The following is an 18,902-nucleotide window of genomic DNA, read 5'->3' on the forward strand; positions in this document are numbered from 1 at the left end:
GATCGAACGTTGGTTGGGATGTCCGATCAGGATCGGACCTTCGACAGGATGGTGTTGGATCATAGGCATGCGCAACCGTATGCCGAACAGATGCTTGCGATTAGCCCTGAAATCACACATGAAGTATGAAGCAAAACTTCAAGGTGGATCACTTGCGACATAAAAATATCCTCGAAGGTGTGGCTGTGTTTGTCGCCGTGGCCGAAGCCGGTAGCTTTTCCGAAGCAGCGAGGCGTCTCGGTATTTCTCCATCCGCGGCCAGCCAGGCGATCCGAAGCCTTGAGGGGCGGCTCGGTACGCCGCTTTTGCGCCGCTCGACCCGCAGTTTAAGTTTGACGGAAGTAGGTGCCGACTATCTCCTCGCGGCAGCTCCTGCCCTGTCGCAATTGAAGCGAGCCGCGGAGGAGGCCGCACGGCGGGGCGGTCGGCCAGCAGGCCCTTTGCGCCTCACCATGCCACGCGCGCCTTTCGACCTGCTCATTGCCGCAGCATTGGCGGCTTTTCAGGACACCTATCCTGAGGTGGAGCTCGAGATCGCCGTCGAAGCGCGCATGATCGACATCGTCAAGCAAGGCTACGACGCAGGATTACGCTATGGCAATTGCCTCGAGAAGGACATGGTGGCAGTTCCAGTCGCCCCCGAATCAGAAGCCGTTCTCGTCGCTTCACCTGCCTATCTTCATGCTCGAGGGGTGCCAAATCTCCCAAGCGATCTGCTCAGTCACCGCGCCGTGGTGTGCCGCAGTCAGACGACCGGCTTGATCATACCATGGATCCTGCAATCCGCGGGCGAGACCGTGCAGATCGCGCCGCCCGCGGCAACGATCGTTCACGATCTCGCCTCCCAGATCGAGCTGACTGTAAGGGGCTTAGGAATTGTCAGCGCGCCGGCTGCGAGCGTGTCCGACCTCCTCGCCGCTGGAAAGTTGTCACGGGTCCTGCCTGAATGGTCTTCGCCGCTGGAGGCGCTTTACCTCTACTTTCCGAGCAGGCGCCACCAATCAGCGGCATTGCGCGCATTCGTCGCGTTTCTGAAGGGCCGCTCCCATCTCCCCTCCAACTGAGTAATAGTCGCGTCAAAAATGCAGATGGGCGAGATGAAGCCCCATCCCGGCGGGGATCAAATTCGCGCTCGGCCTCAAGACTGCTCAGCCTGAAGGTTAGCAAGCAGTCTGGAGCATACCGATTCTATGATCCGGCAACCTTCGCCATGCTACAAAGGCGGGTGTGATCGTCGGTCGCCTCCTTCTGCGACAAGCCAGTCGACGAAGCTGGCAACTACGTTTCCGGCATCGGCATGACGGGGCGTCACCGCGACATAGCCGGTTCGCGGCACTCGGATGTCCGGCAGTGGCGTCATCAGCCTTCCGTTGGCGACATCGATCTCCAGCATCGGCAGCGGACCAATGCCGATGCCGAGCCCGTCTTCCACCGCCTGGCGCGCCACGTGGAAGTGATCGAAGATCTGGCGGGGGAGGCCGGCCAGGTGTTGGAGCCCGGCAGCTTCGAGCCAATCCGTCCAATCACCGCCGCGCGTCTCGGCCGCGAACAGCGTATGTCCCTGAATGTCGGCCGGCTTCAGGATCGGACGCTGTGCAAACAGGGCCGGGCTCATGATAAGCGTATCGATATCCTCCAGCACGGGGACCACGCGATGCTGCGGCCATGCATCCTGCCGGGCAGTGCCGCGCCGGATTGCTACATCGACGCCGCCGCGCAAGTCGTCGAGCACGCATGAGACCGTGGTCACCGCGACTTCGACCTGCGGATGATCGACATGATAACGGCTGAGCCGGGGGATCAGCCAGCGCATCGCGAAGCTGGTCGGGGCGCTTACCCGCAGAATGCGACGCGCGCCCGGCCGGCCACAAGCCTCCGCCGCGACAGCCAGGCGATCAAACGAAAGGCCGACCTCCGCGGCGAAGACCTTCGCCATCGGCGTCGCGACCATGCGCCGGCCTTCCCGCGTGAAGAGCCGCTGCCCGAGCCAGCCTTCGAGCGCCGAGATCTGCCGACTGACCGCGCCATGGGTGAGGCCGAGCTCCGCGCCGGCGTCGGCATAGCTGCCGGTGCGAGCGGCGACCTCGAAGATGCGAAGGGCGTTCAAGGGAGGAAGGCGACGCATGTGAACCCGTGAGAAAAATAAACGATATTCGTGATTAATGACAGGCTAGTCGATAAAAGCTCACGCGTATAGACCTGCGGTAGCTAACGAGGCTCACCGAACGATGCGAACTGCGTATTGTGAAGACCGACCGACAACGACCGAGAGAAATAGGCGCACGCTGCAAAGGCGTAGTCTGGTGGGTGCAAGTCTTACCCACGCGCTCCATGACGGCTATACCGACGCACTCTATGCCTTCCTGCCCATATGGCAGGCGCACTTCACTCTCTCCTACGCCGCCCTGGCCGTCGTTCGCGCCCTATACTACGGCACCATGGGAGTCCTCCAGGTCCCGGCCGACCATGCCCTTCGCTCTGCTTCGCCGCGCACCGCGCTGATCCTGTCAACCATTCTCGCGGCGGCTGGCTTGGCTATTATGGCGCTGCCGTTCGGTTTCACGGGTCTTTGCGTCGGGCTCGTCGTAGCCGGCATCGGATCGAGCATCCAGCATCCGCGCGGATCGATGCTCGTCACCGACAGTTTTGGGAAAGCTGCGCGCGGGCCGCTTGGCATGTACAATTTCGCAGGCGACCTCGGAAAAGCCGTGCTGCCGGCGCTTGTCGCGCTGCTGCTGCCGATCTTCGCCTGGCGACCGGTGCTCGGCATGATGGCGGCGCTTGGCATCGCCATGTCGATCGCGCTGATACCGCTGGCGCCGGCAGCTCGCGTTAACATCAACGCCACGGTGAAGGCTGCCGCCGGCCATGGCCGCGGCGGTTTCGGCATTCTGACCGTGATCGGGGCGCTCGACACGGCGACCCGCATGGGCTACCTCCTGTTTCTGCCTTTCCTCGTCCATGAACAGGGCGGTGGCTCGCCGACGGTCGGGAGTGCGCTCGCCCTGCTGTTCATCGGTGGCGCTCTCGGCAAAGCGGCGTGCGGTTTGCTCGGTGAGCGGTTGGGTGTCGTCGGCAGCGTCATGGTGACTGAGGCCGCAACGGCGATGCTGATCGTGGCGACGCTGTTCACGTCTCTCACGCCAACGCTCATGCTGCTGCCGCTGCTCGGCATCGTGCTCAACGGTACCTCATCGGTGCTCTACGGCACCGTGCCGGAGTTGTCCGACGGCGATACAGGCCGGGCATTTGCGATCTTCTATACGAGCGTGATCGGCTCCGGCGGGATCGCGCCGATCCTTTACGGCATGGTCGCCGATTACAGCAGTCGAGCGATCGGAATGGTGGCCTCGGCGGCAACCGCTGCCCTGATCATCCCGCTCGTGCTGGCTCTGCGACCCCATCTGCGCGCCTCCTCAGCCGCGGATTCGGGCGAGAGCTCCGCCTGAGCAGGCTCGGATCTTCGGCTGGACGAGCCAAAGCCGCCATGTGCGACCCGCGTTTGGGGCGGTCTCGCCTGATCAATATCTCACAACACATGAAAGGTCCGACAAATGGACGCTGTCTCTCAAACGCCGCTCATCCTGATAACCGGTGGAAGTCGTGGCGTAGGTGCTGCCACGGCGCGCCTTGCCGCCGCACAAGGCTACGATGTCGCGATCAGCTTCGTCTCCAACGAAGAGGCTGCGCTCGCGGTGGCGGCCGATGTGGAAGCAGCCGGACGCCGGGCGCTGGCCATTCGCGCGGACAGCGCCGATCCAGATGAGGTCGCGCAACTATTCGCCGCGATCGATCGGGAGTTTGGGCGGATCGATGTACTGGTGAACAACGCCGCGATCATCGCAAAGCAATCACGGATGGAGGATCTCGAGTTCGAGCGAATGCAGCGGATCTTCGCGACCAACGCGATCGGCCCAATGCTCTGCGCACAGCAAGCTGTCAAGCGCATGTCGTATCGCTACAATGGACGAGGCGGCGTCGTAATCAACATCTCGTCGGCATCGGCCCGGCTCGGCAGTCCGAATGAATATGTCGACTACGCCGCGTCGAAGGGCGCCCTTGAGACCTTCACGACCGGGCTTGCCAAAGAAGTCGCGCGCGATGGCATCCGCGCCTGCTGCATTCGGCCAGGGCACATCTACACCGAGATGCATGCCAGTGGCGGAGAGCCGGGACGGGTGGACCGCGTCAGGGATTCGATCCCCATGGGAAGAGGTGGCCAGCCGGAAGAAGTAGCGCGGGCGATCTTGTGGCTGGCAAGCGATGAGGCGTCCTTCATCACCGGCACGTTCCTCGATGTCACCGGCGGCAAGTGAGCGTAGGGCGGTCCGCCATTGGCCGCCGTTGCCTCCCGCATGCCATGTTCAACTTAGCGGAGAACCACCGTTCGAGAGCGCGATCACGGAGGTCGCGTGATCGATGTGCTCCGGTCCGCCCTTCGGCGGCCAGGTGCCGGCGGCGTAATGACGCTCGCGCAGCTGACTTCTCTGCCGAAGGCTCTCGAAACCCCATATGTGGAGGATACGAGGGCGGCCATCCAATGCGAACATGTTGATGACCAGGTGATCGGTATAATCCTTGGCCGGCCCGATCGCCGCTTCCCAGCCATCTAGCGTAGCCGGGAGACCTCCTACCGTCAGGAAATAGGTTCGAAACTCATATATACCGCCTGCCTTCCGAGGGATGGCCGGGGGTAGAAACGGAAAGCCCTCATAGCTCTCCTGGGCAACGGAGGTGGCAAGGCCGCGGACCCTGAACGGATCGCGGTCCAGCAGCGCGCGGCGCCGTTCTTCGCTGAGGTACTTCAAGCTATCGAATTGGCGCAGGAGCAGCACTTGCCCGAGCAGGCCGATATCGGTCCGCCACCGGCCGAGGACGGTTCCCGCCGCAGCACCAGCCATCCATTCTTGCGCCGCCACGTCCATTTCGCTGAGCTTTAGCAAGGGCCCCGATAGGGTCACGAGTTCGTAGAACATGTTTCACATTCCTTCCGTTCGGCGTGAACAGGATGGCTCGTTCGCGCGGACGTTGCGCGCGCTCGGCTATGCCTGGGAAAGGAGCCGCGGCAATCGCCGAGGTGCTTCAGTTTCGCCGTCAGCGACGCTAGGGAGTAGATTCGCGCAACAGCAGGCGCGTCCCGACTTCTACGATGGATCTGATCGCGGGGAGGAGCTCCTTTCCCAACTCGGTCAGTTCGTATTCCACGGTTGGCGGCGATGTCGGCAAAACCTTGCGCGTGAGGACGCCGCGCTGTTCGAGATCCCGTAGCCTGCTCGTCATGACCTTCGCTGAGATGAAGGGATTGTCCCGGCGCAACTCCGAGAACCGGCGCGGGCCTTCGCTCAAGGACCAGAGCACCTCCGGCGTCCAGCAGCCACCAAGGAGATCCATGCATTTGGACATAGGGCAGCCCGGAGGCGTCTCCACCTTCTTTCGTACCTTGAGTACCATCATCCTTCCTTCGACGGCAGTTTCCAGTTGGTTACCGGAAAATGGAGGTAACCACAAGATACGTGGTTTCCCTCAGTAACGATGGCAGCTATCTAAAGGCCATCGAATTCATTGCAACCACGAAATGGACTGAACGATGTACGCAGTAACTGGAGCAACCGGACACCTTGGCCGCCTTGTGATCGAGGCGCTGCTGAAAACCATTCCCGCCACCCGGATCGTCGCGGCGGTTCGCAATCCGGCAAAGGCCAGCGATCTGGCTGAACGCGGGTTGATCGTGCGCGAGGCGGACTACAGCCGGCCCGACACGCTTGGTTCGGCGCTGGCCGGCGTGGAGAAACTGCTGCTGATTTCCTCGACCGAAGTCAGCGGCCGTCTTCCGCGGCATAGAGCGGTGATTGAGGCAGCCAAAGCGAACAGGGTTTCGCTGATCGCCTACACCAGTATGTTGCACGCCGACACGTCGCCGGCAAGGCTCGCAATCGAGCATCGCCAGACAGAGGAGGTCATCGCGGCCTCGGGACTACCCGCGGTGATCCTGCGCAATGGCTGGTACACCGAGAACCACCTCATGGCGCTTCCCGCAGCGCTTGAGCACGGCGCCTTCGTCGGCGCCGCGAAGGATGGGCGCTTCTCGTCCGCGGCCCGGCAGGACTATGCCGAGGCTGCAGCCGTAGTGCTGGCGACGGGTGGGCATGCTGGGAAGACGTATGAGCTCGCAGCCGACCAGGCCTTCACCCTTGCCGAGCTTGCTGCAGAGGTCTCGCGCCAGTCGGGCAAGGCTGTCGTCTACAACGACCTGTCCGAGGTTGCCTATCGTGATGTCCTGACCGGCGCCGGCCTGCCAGCCGATCTCGCTGCTCTCCTGGCCGATGCCGACGCCGCTGCCTCGCACGGGGCGCTGTTCGATGACGGTGGCGCGCTGGGGCGGTTGATAGGTCGTCCGACCACTTCGATGCAGAGCCTGGTCGCTGCCGCGTTGCGCGTCTGAGCCAGGTTCAGGCGATGTCACGTTGACAAAACTGCCGTGGTTTCCTGTTGGGCGGAACCGCCCGACTTCCATCCAGCCTCGCAAACTCGCGTGACACCAACGTGTCCGCGAGGTGAGGAAGTTCCACTCATCAACGCGATCAAGTTCAATTCGTCTCGTAAGATTAATCCAGAGAGCTGTCCCATGCCCATGAAATATCAAACAAACGACAAGACGACATCTTCAACAATGCGTCTGGAGCACAATTTGTCCCGCGCCGTCAAAATCGGTCTCAGCGCTGGACTGACGGCCGGCGTGATCGTTCTCGTGCCGGTTCTGATCTTGCAACTGGCCCGCGGCGTTGGGATCGTACCAGAGATGCAACTGGCAGCCAGCAGCCTGATGGGTATGGCCGCCTATGCGGGCGCGACCGGCTTCGTCTTGGGGACGCTGCTCCACTTTTTCGTGTCGATCGTTCCAGCCGTCGCCTACGCGCTGGTCGTCTGGCAGGTGCCGGTGGTGGACCGCTGGGCGTGGATCGGTGGTCCTGTGCTCGGCATCATCCTCTTCTTCTTCATGGGCTTTGTCGTATTGCCGCTCAGCGCCTTCACGACACCCGCATCGGTGACCCCGATGCCATTCGTGCCGGCCCTGCTGATCCATATGTTCGGTCTTGGGTTGCCGATCTCGTTGATCATCCAACGCATATGGGAGCCAAGACGGGCAGTATAAGCCCGAGAGTAGCCGGATGCCATCTGAGCTCTTATCCGCTTGATGGCGTCAGGCAATGTTGGATCTGGCGCTTGGGCGACGTGCTCAACTCAGCGGCGAACCGTCGTTCGAGAGTGCGATTGCAGACGTCGCGTGATCAATGTGTTCTGGACCGCCCTTCGGCGAAAAACTCGCATTTCGGCTTCCTTTCGGCTCCAGGCTCGATGGATCGCCGGCTGCTCAGGCAGCGAAATAATCCGGACGGGCGAGATCCTCAAGCAGCTCCGGCTGCTCGGGTTTCCAATTCAGGAGCGCGCGCGTACGGTCGCTGCTGGTTGGCGCATCGATGCCGACGAATGGCGCGAACCACCCGAAATGCTCGCCTGCCTCAGCGGCGGCCTTGGAGACCAGCGGCAGATCGAACCGGCGCGCGATCGCCTCGGCGATGTCTTTTAGCGCCACGCCCTGTTCGGCGACAGCGTGAAACGGCCCCTCGGCGGTGTGCTCCAGCGCCAGACGGAAGACCCGCGCCGCGTCGAGGCGATGCACAGCCGGCCAGCGGTTCTGGCCATCACCGATATAGGCCGATACGCCCTTGTCGCGGGCGATGCCGGCAAGACGCGGCACGAAGCCATTATCGCCGACCCCGTGCACCGTGGGTGCCAGGCGCACCGTGGTGGCGCGGACACCGCGACCACGAAGCTCTTCAACGACCGCTTCGGACGCGCGCGGGAAGCGCTCCGTGACGGGTGGCGCCATATCGGCCTCGGTCGCGAGGCGGCCCGGCGCGAGCAGGGCGACGCCGGACGTGACGATCAGCGGCCGCTCTGTTCCTTCGAGCTCCGCGCCCAACGCCTCGATGGCGTGCTTGTCGGCTGCACAATTCTCCGCGAAGCGCGACCAGTCATGGTTGAAGGCGGTGTGGATCACGGCATCCGCTGCCCGCGCAGCCGTTCGCAGCACGTCGATATCCTCGATCGATCCACTCACCACCTGTGCACCTGCCGCCGTGAGCCGTTCGACACCCACGGGAGACCGGGCGAGGCCGGCGATCTCGTGCTCTGCGGCGATCAAGTCCTTCACCACGGCAGAACCGACCCATCCGGTTGCACCGGTTATGAATATGCGCATGGCGCTTCTCCTCTATTTGACTTCAAAACCCAATTTAGGCCGTTGATCAGGAACGATCCATGTCGCATAGTTCGCATATGGTTTTCGATCGTTCAGGAAGTCACGGATGGACGCACTGTCGGATGTGCTCTCGTTCCTGAAGCTGCGCAGCTATGTGTCGGGCGGCTTCGATGCGGGCGGCGATTGGGCGATCAGCTTCGGGCCACATGACGGGATCAAGTTCCACGCCGTCGTGACCGGCTCGTGCTGGATATCGGTGGAAGGGGAGCCCCCCGTTCAGGTCAGCGCCGGCGAATGTTTCCTGCTGCCGCGTGGCCGGCCGTTCCAGATCGCCAGCGACCTCTCGGTCGCGCCGGTCCATGTCAGTCAGATCCTGCCGCCACGGCCGAACGGTCGCATCCTCACCTACAAAGGCGGCGGGGACTATCTCAGCATCGGCGGCTACTTCACACTGTCGGAGGGCCAGTCGGAGCTGCTCTTGAATGTCCTTCCGCCACTCCTGCATATCCGTGATCGTGCTGGCAGCGCGACATTGCAATGGTGCGTCGAGCGCATGCGGCAGGAGCTTTCGGAGGGACAGCCCGGCGACTTCATCATCGCGCAGCAATTGGCGACGATCGTGCTGGTGCAGGCGCTGCGGCTTTACTTGTCCGACCGGACGGCCGAGCAAGCGGGCTGGCTCTCGGCGCTCGCGGATAAAAGATTGCGCGCAGCCATCGCCGCAATGCACGGAGCACCCGGTCAGCGATGGACGCTGCAGACCCTCGCCAGGGAGGCGGGGATGTCGCGCACTGCCTTTGCGGTAACCTTCAAGGAGAGGGTTGGCCTCTCGCCAATGGACTATCTGACCCGCTGGCGCATGATGCAGGCGGCCGAGAGGCTGACCTCGACGCGTCAGTCGCTTGGCGAGATCGGGTTGGCACTTGGTTACGAATCCGAAAAGGCATTCAGCACCGCGTTCAAGCGGGTGATGAACTGCTCGCCCCGGCAATATGGCCGCCGGCAGGTCGAGGCGGGTGAAGCTGGACGTCGCCTAGCATCTGGTAGTGAGCAGTCCTTCTCGTCACTCCCTTAACGGTGGAGCGGACACGTTCAACATGGTTCCCGTTTTGGTCGCCGGCCGGCAGGAGGATCCCCGCGGTTGGCCGCGGGGATCTGTCCGACAATAGCATGTCCGCGATCCTGTCCGACATGCCCGGCCGAGAGATCTGCGATCAGGAAATTTCGTCCGAGCAATTGAAGCAGCGATTCCTCGGTTACGGCGCGAAAGCCAGGCATGCCGTGCATTGGCGCCCGTACTCTCAAGCTCCGAGTGGAGCCGGAGTTCCAGCCTTCGGAGAGACCTTGCGCGCCTCTTCAAGTGCGCCCGCAATCGAGGCGCGGCGTACCTCGTCGCTACGCCCGAGCCCCTCGGCGACAATAAACTCGATATCTGTGACGCCCATGAATGTGAATGCGGAGCGGAGCAGCGTCTCTGCATGTTCGAAGGACTGATACGGCGAGCCATCGCTGTAGACGTTGCCGCGCGCCAGCGCGACGATCACGCGCTTTCCCTGGGCGAGACCGATCGGCCCGTTTTCGCCGCGTGCGAAGGTCTTTCCCCGTACGACGATATGATCGATCCAGGCCTTGAGCTGGGTGGGAACCGAGAAATTGTAGAAGCCAGCCCCGATCACCACAACGTCTGCGTCGAGGAATTGCTGCACGTCGGTGCCGGCGTCGAGCACCTTGAACGCGTCGAGAGTGAGATGCGGGAGCGGTTCGCTGGCAAGGTCGCGATAGGTGACGTCCACCGCGTCATGTGTTTCGACGATCCGCTCGACGATAGCGGCGGAGAGCACTCGGCTTGCCGAGTTTTCGCCCATGATGCTGGAGTCGAGATGAAGAAGCTTCATTGGATATCTCCGGTCTTGATTTGTGACCAAGACTATCTATGTGACCACATGTGCTTCGCCAAGAACGCATATTTTTAGGACCTGGTCACATGGATATGCCTGCCTCACCGGCCGTCAGCGCCCAATGCCACAAGGTCGGCAAAGTGCTTGCCATCGTCGGCGACAAATGGACAGTGATGATCGTCAGGATACTGGTCGAGCGGCCGCATCGCTTCAACGAGATCAAACGGACGGTCGGGGGCATCTCGCAGCAGATGCTGACGCGCACCCTGAAGGCGCTCGAGCGCGACGGGATGGTGAGCCGGACGGTCTATCCGACGGTGCCGCCGCAAGTCGAATATGCCCTGACGAAACTTGGGCAATCCTTGGCGGTGCCGGTCCGCGCACTGGGTGCGTGGGCGGGAGAGCATATCAACGAGATCGAGAACAACCGGGCGCGCTATGATCAGGACAAACATGGTCCCACCAGTCGCGGTGGATCAGAGTAGGCCCGACGTTCGGCGGAGGGGCAGCCCGACATGGCTGAACGCGCTCGCTGTGAAACAGCCGATACGTTCGACAATGCCAGCTTCGCTTCTCTGGAGCACCGCGCTTATGGCGCGGCGCTGAGAAAGTCGATGAGGCTGAAGGGTGCGTGCTCACCCAGGCAAAGATCGAGGACGCGGTGCGCGTCCATGGCAGCGGCCTTGCTGCGCGAAAACATCGCCGCCTCGTAGACGGTCAGCGCATCTTCGATGTTTCCGGGCCGAGCGGCTATGGCCTCGCCGAGCTGGGCTCCGTCGAGCATCGCCAGGTTTGCACCGTCGCCGGCCGGAGGCGACAGATGCGCGGCGTCGCCGAGCAGCGTCACGCCTGGCGTACGATCCCATCGATGACCAACCGGTAGCGCGTTGACCGCTCGCAGGACCGGCGCCGTGTCGCCGCCGGTGATCAATGTGGTGAGAGCCGATGTCCACCCGTCGAATTCTGCTGCTATCCGTGTTTTCACAGTCGCGGCGTCGTTGAAGTCGATGTCCGCAAACCAGGATGCGGACCGCATCAGTTGAACGTAGGTGTGGAGCGCGCCCGCCGGCTCCCGGTGCGCGGTGATCCCCTTGCCCGGTTCGAGCGCGAACATTCCGCCGGCCCCGACCGCCGCGGCCGTTGCGGGGAACCGCCGATCAGCGTCATGCAGGTAGGTCTCGACAAAGGACACGCCGACATAGGCGGGCGTCGCGTTCGACAACAGCGGTCGCACCTTCGACCAGGCGCCATCGGCGCCGACGAGCAATTCGGTCTCTACAGCCGAGCCATCGGTGAACGTTAGCTCATGACGACCGGCGCCAAGCGGCCTGGCTCCGGCCAGCTTCCGCCCCCACTGGATCGTCCCGGCAGGCAAGGAGTCGATGAGGATTCGCCGCAGGTCGCCCCGGAGCACCTCGGGACGCCTGCCGTCTCCGGGCTGGTCGAGCAGCACATTGCCGTTTCGATCGAGCGCGCGCGTCGCGTCCCCACCGTCGTGAACGATTGCGCGGAATGCTTCCGTCAGGCCGGCGGCAGCGAGCGCACGCTGACCGTCATGTTCGTGAACGTCAAGCTGACCGCCTTGAGTGCGGGCGTGCGCGGAGGGTTCTGCTTCATAGATTGTGGCAGTGATGCCGTGAATGTGGAGCACGCGGGCGAGGGTCAGGCCGCCCAGGCCTGCACCAATAATGGTAACGGAAGTGGTCATGCGGCACCTCGGTTGATTGGAACAATGTTCCATATAGCAAGGATTGGAACAGCGTTCCAGATATGTCATCATAGGCGCATGTCTAAACGAGCTCACCAGATAGCGCGGCGCGGGGACGCCCTTTCCAAGGCGCGGATTGTTGAAGCGGCGATCGAGATTCTCGATGCGCGCGGGGAGGCCGCTCTGACATTTCGGGCGCTGGCGACGCAGCTGGCGACGGGCAGCGGGGCGATCTACTGGCATATCGCCGACAGGAACGACCTCCTTGCCGCAGCGACGGCAGATGTTCTCGCCCGCGCCCTGGCGAAAGTGGCCAAGGAAGAGGAGCCAAGGGCCGCGATCCGCGCCATCGCGCTCGCGGTATTCGATGCGATTGACGCTCACCCCTGGGCCGGCGCTCACCTTTCCCGCGAACCATGGCATTCCGCGGTTGGAGAGATCTTCGAACGCATTGGCGGATGGCTCCAGCCGCTTGGTGTTCCTGTGGATGCACAATTCGACTGCGCCTCAGCGCTGACGAACTACATCCTCGGTGTGGCCGGCCAGAACGCGGCCAACGCCCGCACGCTTCCGGGCGGAACGGATCGCAAGGCGTGGCTGGAGACCATAGGCACGCGCTGGATTCAGGATGATCCCGAATCGCGTCCGTTTCTTCGGCGGGTGGCGGCGCAGCTGAGCGAGCATGACGATCGCCAACAGTTCGTTGCCGGCGTCGACTTCATCCTTGCCGGCGCCTGCGTCAAGCGAAACGGTTGAGGCTGGCGGCGGTCATGCGGACTATCCGCTACCCTTCTTCGCCGAGGTCGTCTCCAACCTCCACGCGCCCAGCAAGGATCCCGAGGCGCTCCGCTGGCTCGCCATGTTCGACGGCTTCATTTTCGTGGTGGCCGGGTACAACCATTCGATGCCGGCGGGCTCAAGAACGCACTCGATCAAGCGTACAAGGTGTGGGATCACTCGGTTGTCCGCCCGATCGGCAGGCTGGAATCTGGACTTCATTTCGGATGCTCTGATTCCCAGGGAAGCCCACCGGCGAATAGGGTCGTGATCCACTGTATAAACGCTTCAGTTCGTGCCGGCGTAAACCTCGCGGACGGACGCACAAGATGGATCCCGCCATCGATCTCGAACTGCCACTCGGGTAGGATCCGGACAAGCCTCCCCGCGGCGAAGTCACGGGCCATCGACCACTCGCCGAAGCCGACTATGCCAATACCCTGCCGTGCCGCTTCGAGCAGCCTGTCGATGTCGTTCGATTGATAGCTTCCGGAAGGCAGGATTGTCTCGCGCAGGGGGCCTTTCCGCATTCGCCACTCCGGTACCAGCACTGGCCCGGTATATCGAAGGAGGTTGTGATCCACGAGCGCGCGCGGAGAGGCGGGAATCCCGTGGCGATCGAGATAATCCGATGACGCGCCGAGAACGATCCGGTGGTCGCCCAGCTTGCGTGAAACAAGACGGCTGTCACCGAGCGTTCCAAGGCGTACCGCCGCGTCAAATCCTTCGCCGATGAGATCGACATGCCGCTCGGCGTAGTCGACCTCGATGTCAAGACCTGGATATCGTCGAGCAAAAGCTGGCATCGCAGGTGCCAGCCATTGCCGTCCCATCGCCGCCGGGAAGGCCAAGCGCAGCCGGCCTTTGAGCTCGATACCCCCGGCAGCCGTCTCCTGCTCGGCCTCGAAAATGGCGTTGGTTGCATTCTGGATGCGTTCCGCAAGCCGGGCACCGGCTTCCGTTAGTCGAACCTGACGCGTCGTTCTTTCGAGCAGACGTACGCCGAGGCGTCGCTCCAGCGCGGCGATGCGTTTGGACACAATGGTCGGGTGTCGGCGGAGCACGGAGGCTGCTGCGACGAACGATCCTTCTCGTGCAACGGCCACGAGTGCCGCAAGTTCGTCGGTCCGCGCTTGTTCGAGATGCATGATTATCGGGCCGCCTCAAGATTGCCTGCACAGAGGCGGGATTGCTGCGCACATTGCAGCATTATAGTGCGGTGAACCCCAATATTCCTAGCTCTTTAGTGAGGCTATCTGTGTTTCGGCACGGCAGCGACGCGGTCGCCGCCGGCACGCGAGATGAAAGAGGAAAAACGCGATGACGACTGTTAATGAACGTTTGGAATGGCGCTATGCGACCAAGAAGTACGACCCGAGCAGGAGCATCGCCCCCGACACGCTCTCGCGCATTGTTGAGGCCGTGCGCCTAGCGCCGACGTCGAGCGGGCTTCAGCCCTTCGAGCTGATTGTTGTAAGCAATCCCGAAATTCGCGCAGGAATTCGGGCCGCGGCCTGGGATCAGGCGCAAATCACCGACTGCTCGCACCTGCTGGTTTTTGCTGCCTGGGACGACATCACGGCTGATCGCGTCAACATGATGTTCGACCTCACCAATGAGGTGCGAGGCTTTAGAAACGAGGGCTGGGAAAATTATCGTCAGAAGCTGTTGGGTATAGTTGCCGCGCAGGGAAAAGAGGCCAATCATCAAGCTGCTGCCCGGCAGGCCTATATCGGCTTGGGCGTCGCCGTCATCGCGGCAGCCTTCGAACAGGTGGACTCGACACCTATGGAAGGCTTCGACCCAGCCGCGGTCGACGAGATACTGGACCTGCGATCGAAGGGGCTGCGCAGCGTCGTCATGCTGCCGATTGGATACCGAGCCCCAGAGGGCGATTGGCTTGTGCACCTGAAGAAGGTCCGACGAAGCCGCGATGAGTTTGTCACCGATATCGTGTGATCCAGGCATCCGCAATTAACGCGATGGTCTATGCTTCGGGGATCGGCTCGATCTCGCCGCTCCTCTGATACCCTCTGCGCGGCGGACCACGTCTATGCCGGCAGGAGCCCTGTGACTCGGTAGCTTTCGATCAAGGCGTCGAACAATGATATGTCGCACCGACTTCTCGCCATGAGCTGAGCTCCGGCGACTGCTGCAAAGATCGCACGTGCCCGCGCCTCGCTGTTTTCTGGGCGCGTCATGCCGGCGGCGGCGAGCGCCTTTCTGATCCAGGCCACATTGACGTCGGAGAAGGTCCGAACTTCCGCCGTCACCTCATCTGGAAGATCATCATATTCCGCCGACATGAAGCTGCAGAGGCAAAGCCGGTTATCGCTCTCCAGCGATCTTCGAAAGATTTTCGGATATTCCCGTAGCGCGCTGATTGGATCGGCCGCGTTTTTAAGGAGGGTATCGAGCTCGCTTTCGGTATCCTCCCAGTAGCGCCGAGCAACCGCTGCACCGAGGGCCGCCTTGCTGGGAAAGTGATGATAGATGCTCGCCGCCTTGATCCCGACCTGGGCTGCGAGATCGCGGAAGTTCAGTCCGCTATAACCATGTGATTGAGCTATCCGTCTGGCAGCCGCCAGGATCGCTCCCTTTGAATTCGTCATCGTCATCTCAGCGGCCAGGATCGAATGGTCATTACTCTACCAAATGTTAGATAGGCCTTGACGCACAAAAAGGAAAGGGCTTATCTCCCCCTAACGAACGTTAGGTTGGCTACGTGCCGAGCGAGACGGAGCAGGAAAAGAGAGAAAGACATGAGTGAGAACATCATCTATTCGGACGCGACCAAGCTTGCTGACATGATCCGCAGCCGCGAGGTGTCAGCGGTCGAGGTCGTCAAGGCTCATCTGAACCGGATCCAGGCCGTGGACCCGAAGATCAATGCGGTCGTCACCCTCGCCGAAGACGCCTTGGAAAAGGCTGAGGCGGCTGACGCCGCGGTCCGCGCGGGTGACGAGCTCGGTGCCCTTCATGGCGTTCCGTTCACGGTTAAGGACTCGATCGATACCGCCGGCGTGGCGACGCAGCGCGGCTCGCCGATCTTCAAGGGACGCACGCCCGATGCTGATGCCACCAGCGTCGCACGCATGAAGAGGGCCGGCGGCATCCTGCTCGCCAAGACCAATCTTCCCGAATTCTCTTACTGGATCGAAAGTGACAACCTCCTTACCGGCCGCTCGAACAATCCCTGGGATCTCTCGCGAACGCCGGGCGGTTCGAGCGGTGGCGAGTCGGCCGCGATTGCGGCGGGCATGTCGCCGATCGGCCTTGGCACCGATCTCGCCATCTCGGTGCGCGGACCGGCGGCCCAGACCGGTATCTCGTCTATCAAGGCAACGCACGGCCGTGTGCCGATGACCGGCATCTATCCGCGTGCGCCACGCCGCTTCTGGCATGTAGGCCCAATGGCCCGCAGCATCCGCGACCTAGCGCTCGCCCTCTCGCAGCTTGCCGGCCCCGATGGCCATGACGCTTTCGCGACGAGCACTGTTCAATTCGACGCCGGTATCGGTCGTCAGTCCTATCGGCAGCTTCGAGTGGGTTGGCTGGTCGAACCGGGCTTCGGGCCGATCGACCCGGAAGTGGCCAAGGTGGTCGAGGCGGCCGCTGAGGCGCTCAAGAGTCTCGGGCTATATGTCGAGCCAGTGCGCATTCCCGCGCTCGAGAGAGATTTCGCGCTCGATGTCTTCAATCGTATCCACGTGATGGAGATGAAGCAGGCTTTCGCGGAGGCGACCGCCGGGCACGAAGACCAGATGTACAAGATGTCCAAGACGATGCTGTCGCTGCCGGACACATCGATGGTGGACTTCATCGAGGCCGAGCAAGCGGCGGAGCGTCTCCGCGATGGCTTCGCCGCGTATTTCCAGAAATTCGACGCGCTAATCACGCCGGTGCTGCCGCTCCCGGCTCACAAGCACGGCCAAGAGGAATTCCTCATCAATGGCCGAACGGTCGACGCTACCTATCTGCAGGGCGCGACCGTACCGCTCAACGTCACCGGCTTGCCGGGAATTTCAATGCGATTCGGCACGAGCAGGGAAGGCCTTCCGATCAACATCCAGATCGTGGGCAGTTGGCTGGCGGAGTCGACGATCCTGGCGGTCGCGTCCCAGCTGGAAAGTGTGAGCACCGTCAGAGACCTGCATCCAGATCTTTGACCGGATGGGGCGCCGGGAGCGATCAAGTTCGTGCGGCAGCGCCTATGTCGCGACATTATTTTGCCGAGAGGACGCTGTCCCCAGTCATGGTGGTGCAACTAACCTCCGCCAGCGCCTCGAATACAGCCGGCGTGCGTTCCAGGCGTGCGATCGTTCGCGCGCCTTCGAGGGCGGCTACCAGCGCGGCTGCTGTGGAGGACGCGCGCGCGGGAGCGAAGCCGCACTCCCTGAAATGCTCTGCAATAATCTCGGTCGAATCGACAAACCCGCGCGCGACCCGTTTGGTCAGCTCGGCGTCGAGCGCGGGCAGCTCGTTGGCCAGATTTTGCATCAGACAGCCATATTGGAAGTCGGAGGTGGCCATTTCGGCGGCGAATGTGCTGAAAATCAGGCGAACGAAACTCTCGGCATCGCCCGTCGTATCCGCTGAGATATTCCGCAAAACCGCAATCCGGCTCGCAACGTATTGATCGATTGCCTCTTCTGCGAGCTGTGCTTTGCCGCGTGGAAAGTGAAAATAGAACGATCCTTTGGGCGCGCCACTTTCCGTAATGATCTGAGTCAATCCGGTCGCAGTGTAACCTTGGATGCGAAACAGTCTTTGGGCGGTGGCAATCGCGTTGGCGCGGGCGTCAGTCTTACGTGGCATGCAACAAACATAACACGGTTCGCTTGACGCCGCTATGGCGATTGCCATACTATGGCGATCACCATAGAAAGAGGCCGACGGATGAGTCACCCCGTTCGTTTCATACCATCGATGTCCCGACGTGCCGTTTTGGCGATGGGTGCGGCCAGTCTGGTTGCGGCGTCACTTCGATCGGCTCGCTCAAACCCCATGGGAGGAAGTGCTTTGACTACACCACCTTACGGCGGGGGAACGCTTCCCAAGGGGGTCCGCTCGCGCATGATCCACGGCGTCAACGGCCTTGATGTCCATGTTCTCGAGGCCGGTTATGAAAACGCCGGCCGGCCACTCGCGCTGCTTCTACACGGCTTTCCAGATTTGGCTTACGGCTGGCGACATCTGATTCCGATTCTGGCTGACGCGGGATACCATGTCGTGGCGCCGGATCAGCGGGGTTTTGGCCGCACCACCGGTTGGATGAACGGCTATGACGCTCCTCTTGCGCCCTTCAGCCTCCTGAATATGACGCGCGACGCCCTCGGACTGGTTTCGGCGCTGGGGTATCGGCACACGACGATGCTCGTTGGGCACGACTTCGGCTCGCCCGTGGCGGCCTATTGCGCGCTCGCCCGACCTGACGTCTTTCCATCGGTGGTGCTGATGAGCGCGCCGTTCCCCGGCCCGCCGGCATTTCCGTTCAACACCGCGGAAGTCGAGGCATCGTCGTCGGTCCAACCGAACACTGACAATCAAAAGTTGGCGGCCGCACTGGCCGCGCTCGATCCGCCCAGAGAGTATTATCAGCAATATTTGAGCACGCGGAAGGCCAATGATGACATGTGGCACCCCCCTCAAGGTCTGCACGCGTTTCTTCGCGCATTTTTCTACGTCAAGAGTGCCGACTGGCCGGGAAACAAGCCGCATCCGCTGCTGGCGCGAACCGCCATGGAGCTTGCAAAAATGCCCACCTACTATGTTATGGATCTCGGCAAGACGATGCCCGAGACTGTCGCTTCATTCCAGCCTTCCGCTGCCGAGGTCCAATCCTGCAAATGGCTCACCGAGCCGGAACTTGGCGTGTACACGGAGGAATATGACCGCACCGGATTTCAAGGCGCGCTGCAGACTTATCGCGTCTATTCCGATCCTGACCTGAATGCCGAGTTGCGCCTGTTTTCGGGCAGGACGATCGATGTCCCCTCACTCTTCGTCGGCGGGAAGAGCGATTGGGGCACCTATGCGTCGCCGGGCGCGCTCGATATCATGAGGATGAAGGCAGCGACGAAGATGGCTGGCATCGAGCTGATCGACGGCGCTGGTCATTGGATCCAGCAGGAGCAGCCGGTTCGGCTGAGCGAGCTGCTGCTCGCCTTCATGAAGGACGTAGGTGGGGTGGATCACATCCCCGGTTAGGTCGGGGAATTCCTACTGGAACTCGCGAAAATATTGCCGGCGCCAA

Annotated in this window: 20 protein-coding genes; 11 read left to right on the top strand and 9 right to left on the bottom strand. The window is 62.1% G+C overall.

The window, feature by feature from the left end; all coding sequences use genetic code 11:
* Nucleotides 1–152: 152 nt before the first annotated feature.
* Entirely contained in the window at nucleotides 153–1,064 is a 912-nt protein-coding gene (locus PH558_RS27015) for a LysR family transcriptional regulator (RefSeq protein WP_285207671.1), read from the top strand.
* Nucleotides 1,065–1,213: 149 nt separating this feature from the next.
* Here the strand turns inward: PH558_RS27015 and PH558_RS27020 are convergent, their stop codons facing one another.
* Nucleotides 1,214–2,125 carry a LysR substrate-binding domain-containing protein gene (locus tag PH558_RS27020; RefSeq protein ID WP_285207672.1) on the bottom strand — a complete coding sequence of 304 codons (912 nt, stop codon included), beginning with the start codon at nucleotides 2,123–2,125 and terminating at the stop codon, nucleotides 1,214–1,216.
* Nucleotides 2,126–2,228: 103 nt separating this feature from the next.
* On the opposite strand from PH558_RS27020, the gene PH558_RS27025 reads away from it, so the two are divergent.
* Both PH558_RS27025 and PH558_RS27030 read left to right on the top strand, forming a co-directional pair.
* Entirely contained in the window at nucleotides 2,229–3,449 is a 1,221-nt protein-coding gene (locus tag PH558_RS27025) for an MFS transporter (RefSeq protein WP_285207673.1), read from the top strand.
* 105 nt (nucleotides 3,450–3,554) lie between these two features.
* Nucleotides 3,555–4,316: an SDR family oxidoreductase gene (locus PH558_RS27030; RefSeq protein ID WP_285207674.1), complete on the top strand. Its 762-nt coding sequence runs from the start codon at nucleotides 3,555–3,557 to the stop codon at nucleotides 4,314–4,316.
* A 48-nt stretch (nucleotides 4,317–4,364) separates the two neighbouring features.
* On the opposite strand, the gene PH558_RS27035 is transcribed toward PH558_RS27030, so the two are convergent.
* On the bottom strand, nucleotides 4,365–4,976 hold the full coding sequence (locus tag PH558_RS27035; RefSeq protein ID WP_285207675.1) for an NIPSNAP family protein: 612 nt from the start codon (nucleotides 4,974–4,976) through the stop codon (nucleotides 4,365–4,367).
* A gap of 127 nt (nucleotides 4,977–5,103) precedes the next feature.
* Entirely contained in the window at nucleotides 5,104–5,451 is a 348-nt protein-coding gene (locus PH558_RS27040) for a winged helix-turn-helix transcriptional regulator (RefSeq protein ID WP_095438480.1), read from the bottom strand.
* A 136-nt stretch (nucleotides 5,452–5,587) separates the two neighbouring features.
* Here PH558_RS27040 and PH558_RS27045 point away from each other — a divergent pair, with 136 nt between their 5' ends.
* Together PH558_RS27045 and PH558_RS27050 are read left to right on the top strand one after the other, a co-directional pair.
* Entirely contained in the window at nucleotides 5,588–6,442 is an 855-nt protein-coding gene (locus tag PH558_RS27045; RefSeq protein ID WP_285207676.1) for an SDR family oxidoreductase, read from the top strand.
* A 189-nt stretch (nucleotides 6,443–6,631) separates the two neighbouring features.
* Nucleotides 6,632–7,153, top strand: coding sequence for a hypothetical protein (locus tag PH558_RS27050; protein ID WP_285207677.1), 522 nt, complete (start codon nucleotides 6,632–6,634; stop codon nucleotides 7,151–7,153).
* A gap of 219 nt (nucleotides 7,154–7,372) precedes the next feature.
* On the opposite strand, the gene PH558_RS27055 is transcribed toward PH558_RS27050, so the two are convergent.
* Nucleotides 7,373–8,263 (bottom strand): SDR family oxidoreductase, encoded by an 891-nt coding sequence (locus tag PH558_RS27055; protein WP_285207678.1) that lies wholly within the window; start codon nucleotides 8,261–8,263, stop codon nucleotides 7,373–7,375.
* A 106-nt stretch (nucleotides 8,264–8,369) separates the two neighbouring features.
* Between PH558_RS27055 and PH558_RS27060 the strand changes: the two genes are divergently transcribed.
* The gene (locus PH558_RS27060) at nucleotides 8,370–9,338 is read left to right on the top strand and encodes an AraC family transcriptional regulator (protein ID WP_285207679.1); all 969 of its coding nucleotides are present in this window, start codon (nucleotides 8,370–8,372) and stop codon (nucleotides 9,336–9,338) included.
* A gap of 226 nt (nucleotides 9,339–9,564) precedes the next feature.
* Here the strand turns inward: PH558_RS27060 and PH558_RS27065 are convergent, their stop codons facing one another.
* Nucleotides 9,565–10,158 carry an FMN-dependent NADH-azoreductase gene (locus PH558_RS27065; RefSeq protein ID WP_285207680.1) on the bottom strand — a complete coding sequence of 198 codons (594 nt, stop codon included), beginning with the start codon at nucleotides 10,156–10,158 and terminating at the stop codon, nucleotides 9,565–9,567.
* A gap of 89 nt (nucleotides 10,159–10,247) precedes the next feature.
* On the opposite strand from PH558_RS27065, the gene PH558_RS27070 reads away from it, so the two are divergent.
* Complete coding sequence (locus tag PH558_RS27070) at nucleotides 10,248–10,646, top strand: winged helix-turn-helix transcriptional regulator (protein WP_285207681.1); 399 nt, start codon at nucleotides 10,248–10,250, stop codon at nucleotides 10,644–10,646.
* A 104-nt stretch (nucleotides 10,647–10,750) separates the two neighbouring features.
* On the opposite strand, the gene PH558_RS27075 is transcribed toward PH558_RS27070, so the two are convergent.
* Nucleotides 10,751–11,869 carry an FAD-dependent oxidoreductase gene (locus tag PH558_RS27075; protein ID WP_285207682.1) on the bottom strand — a complete coding sequence of 373 codons (1,119 nt, stop codon included), beginning with the start codon at nucleotides 11,867–11,869 and terminating at the stop codon, nucleotides 10,751–10,753.
* Nucleotides 11,870–11,947: 78 nt separating this feature from the next.
* Here PH558_RS27075 and PH558_RS27080 point away from each other — a divergent pair, with 78 nt between their 5' ends.
* Complete coding sequence (locus PH558_RS27080; protein WP_095438473.1) at nucleotides 11,948–12,625, top strand: TetR/AcrR family transcriptional regulator; 678 nt, start codon at nucleotides 11,948–11,950, stop codon at nucleotides 12,623–12,625.
* Nucleotides 12,626–12,864: 239 nt separating this feature from the next.
* Here the strand turns inward: PH558_RS27080 and PH558_RS27085 are convergent, their stop codons facing one another.
* A complete protein-coding gene (locus tag PH558_RS27085; RefSeq protein ID WP_285207683.1) occupies nucleotides 12,865–13,794 on the bottom strand; it encodes a LysR family transcriptional regulator in 930 nt (309 codons plus the stop codon).
* A gap of 172 nt (nucleotides 13,795–13,966) precedes the next feature.
* On the opposite strand from PH558_RS27085, the gene PH558_RS27090 reads away from it, so the two are divergent.
* Complete coding sequence (locus tag PH558_RS27090) at nucleotides 13,967–14,605, top strand: NAD(P)H-dependent oxidoreductase (protein WP_285207684.1); 639 nt, start codon at nucleotides 13,967–13,969, stop codon at nucleotides 14,603–14,605.
* Between the two features lie 92 nt (nucleotides 14,606–14,697).
* On the opposite strand, the gene PH558_RS27095 is transcribed toward PH558_RS27090, so the two are convergent.
* A complete protein-coding gene (locus PH558_RS27095) occupies nucleotides 14,698–15,258 on the bottom strand; it encodes a TetR/AcrR family transcriptional regulator (protein ID WP_285207685.1) in 561 nt (186 codons plus the stop codon).
* 150 nt (nucleotides 15,259–15,408) lie between these two features.
* Between PH558_RS27095 and PH558_RS27100 the strand changes: the two genes are divergently transcribed.
* A complete protein-coding gene (locus tag PH558_RS27100) occupies nucleotides 15,409–16,815 on the top strand; it encodes an amidase (protein WP_095438468.1) in 1,407 nt (468 codons plus the stop codon).
* Between the two features lie 55 nt (nucleotides 16,816–16,870).
* On the opposite strand, the gene PH558_RS27105 is transcribed toward PH558_RS27100, so the two are convergent.
* Nucleotides 16,871–17,464: a TetR/AcrR family transcriptional regulator gene (locus tag PH558_RS27105; protein WP_244575445.1), complete on the bottom strand. Its 594-nt coding sequence runs from the start codon at nucleotides 17,462–17,464 to the stop codon at nucleotides 16,871–16,873.
* Nucleotides 17,465–17,722: 258 nt separating this feature from the next.
* On the opposite strand from PH558_RS27105, the gene PH558_RS27110 reads away from it, so the two are divergent.
* Nucleotides 17,723–18,856: an alpha/beta fold hydrolase gene (locus PH558_RS27110; protein ID WP_285207820.1), complete on the top strand. Its 1,134-nt coding sequence runs from the start codon at nucleotides 17,723–17,725 to the stop codon at nucleotides 18,854–18,856.
* The last annotated feature ends 46 nt before the right edge of the window (nucleotides 18,857–18,902 follow it).

It is taken from the genome of Rhizobium pantanalense, assembly GCF_030182525.1.
Taxonomy (GTDB): domain Bacteria; phylum Pseudomonadota; class Alphaproteobacteria; order Rhizobiales; family Rhizobiaceae; genus Rhizobium.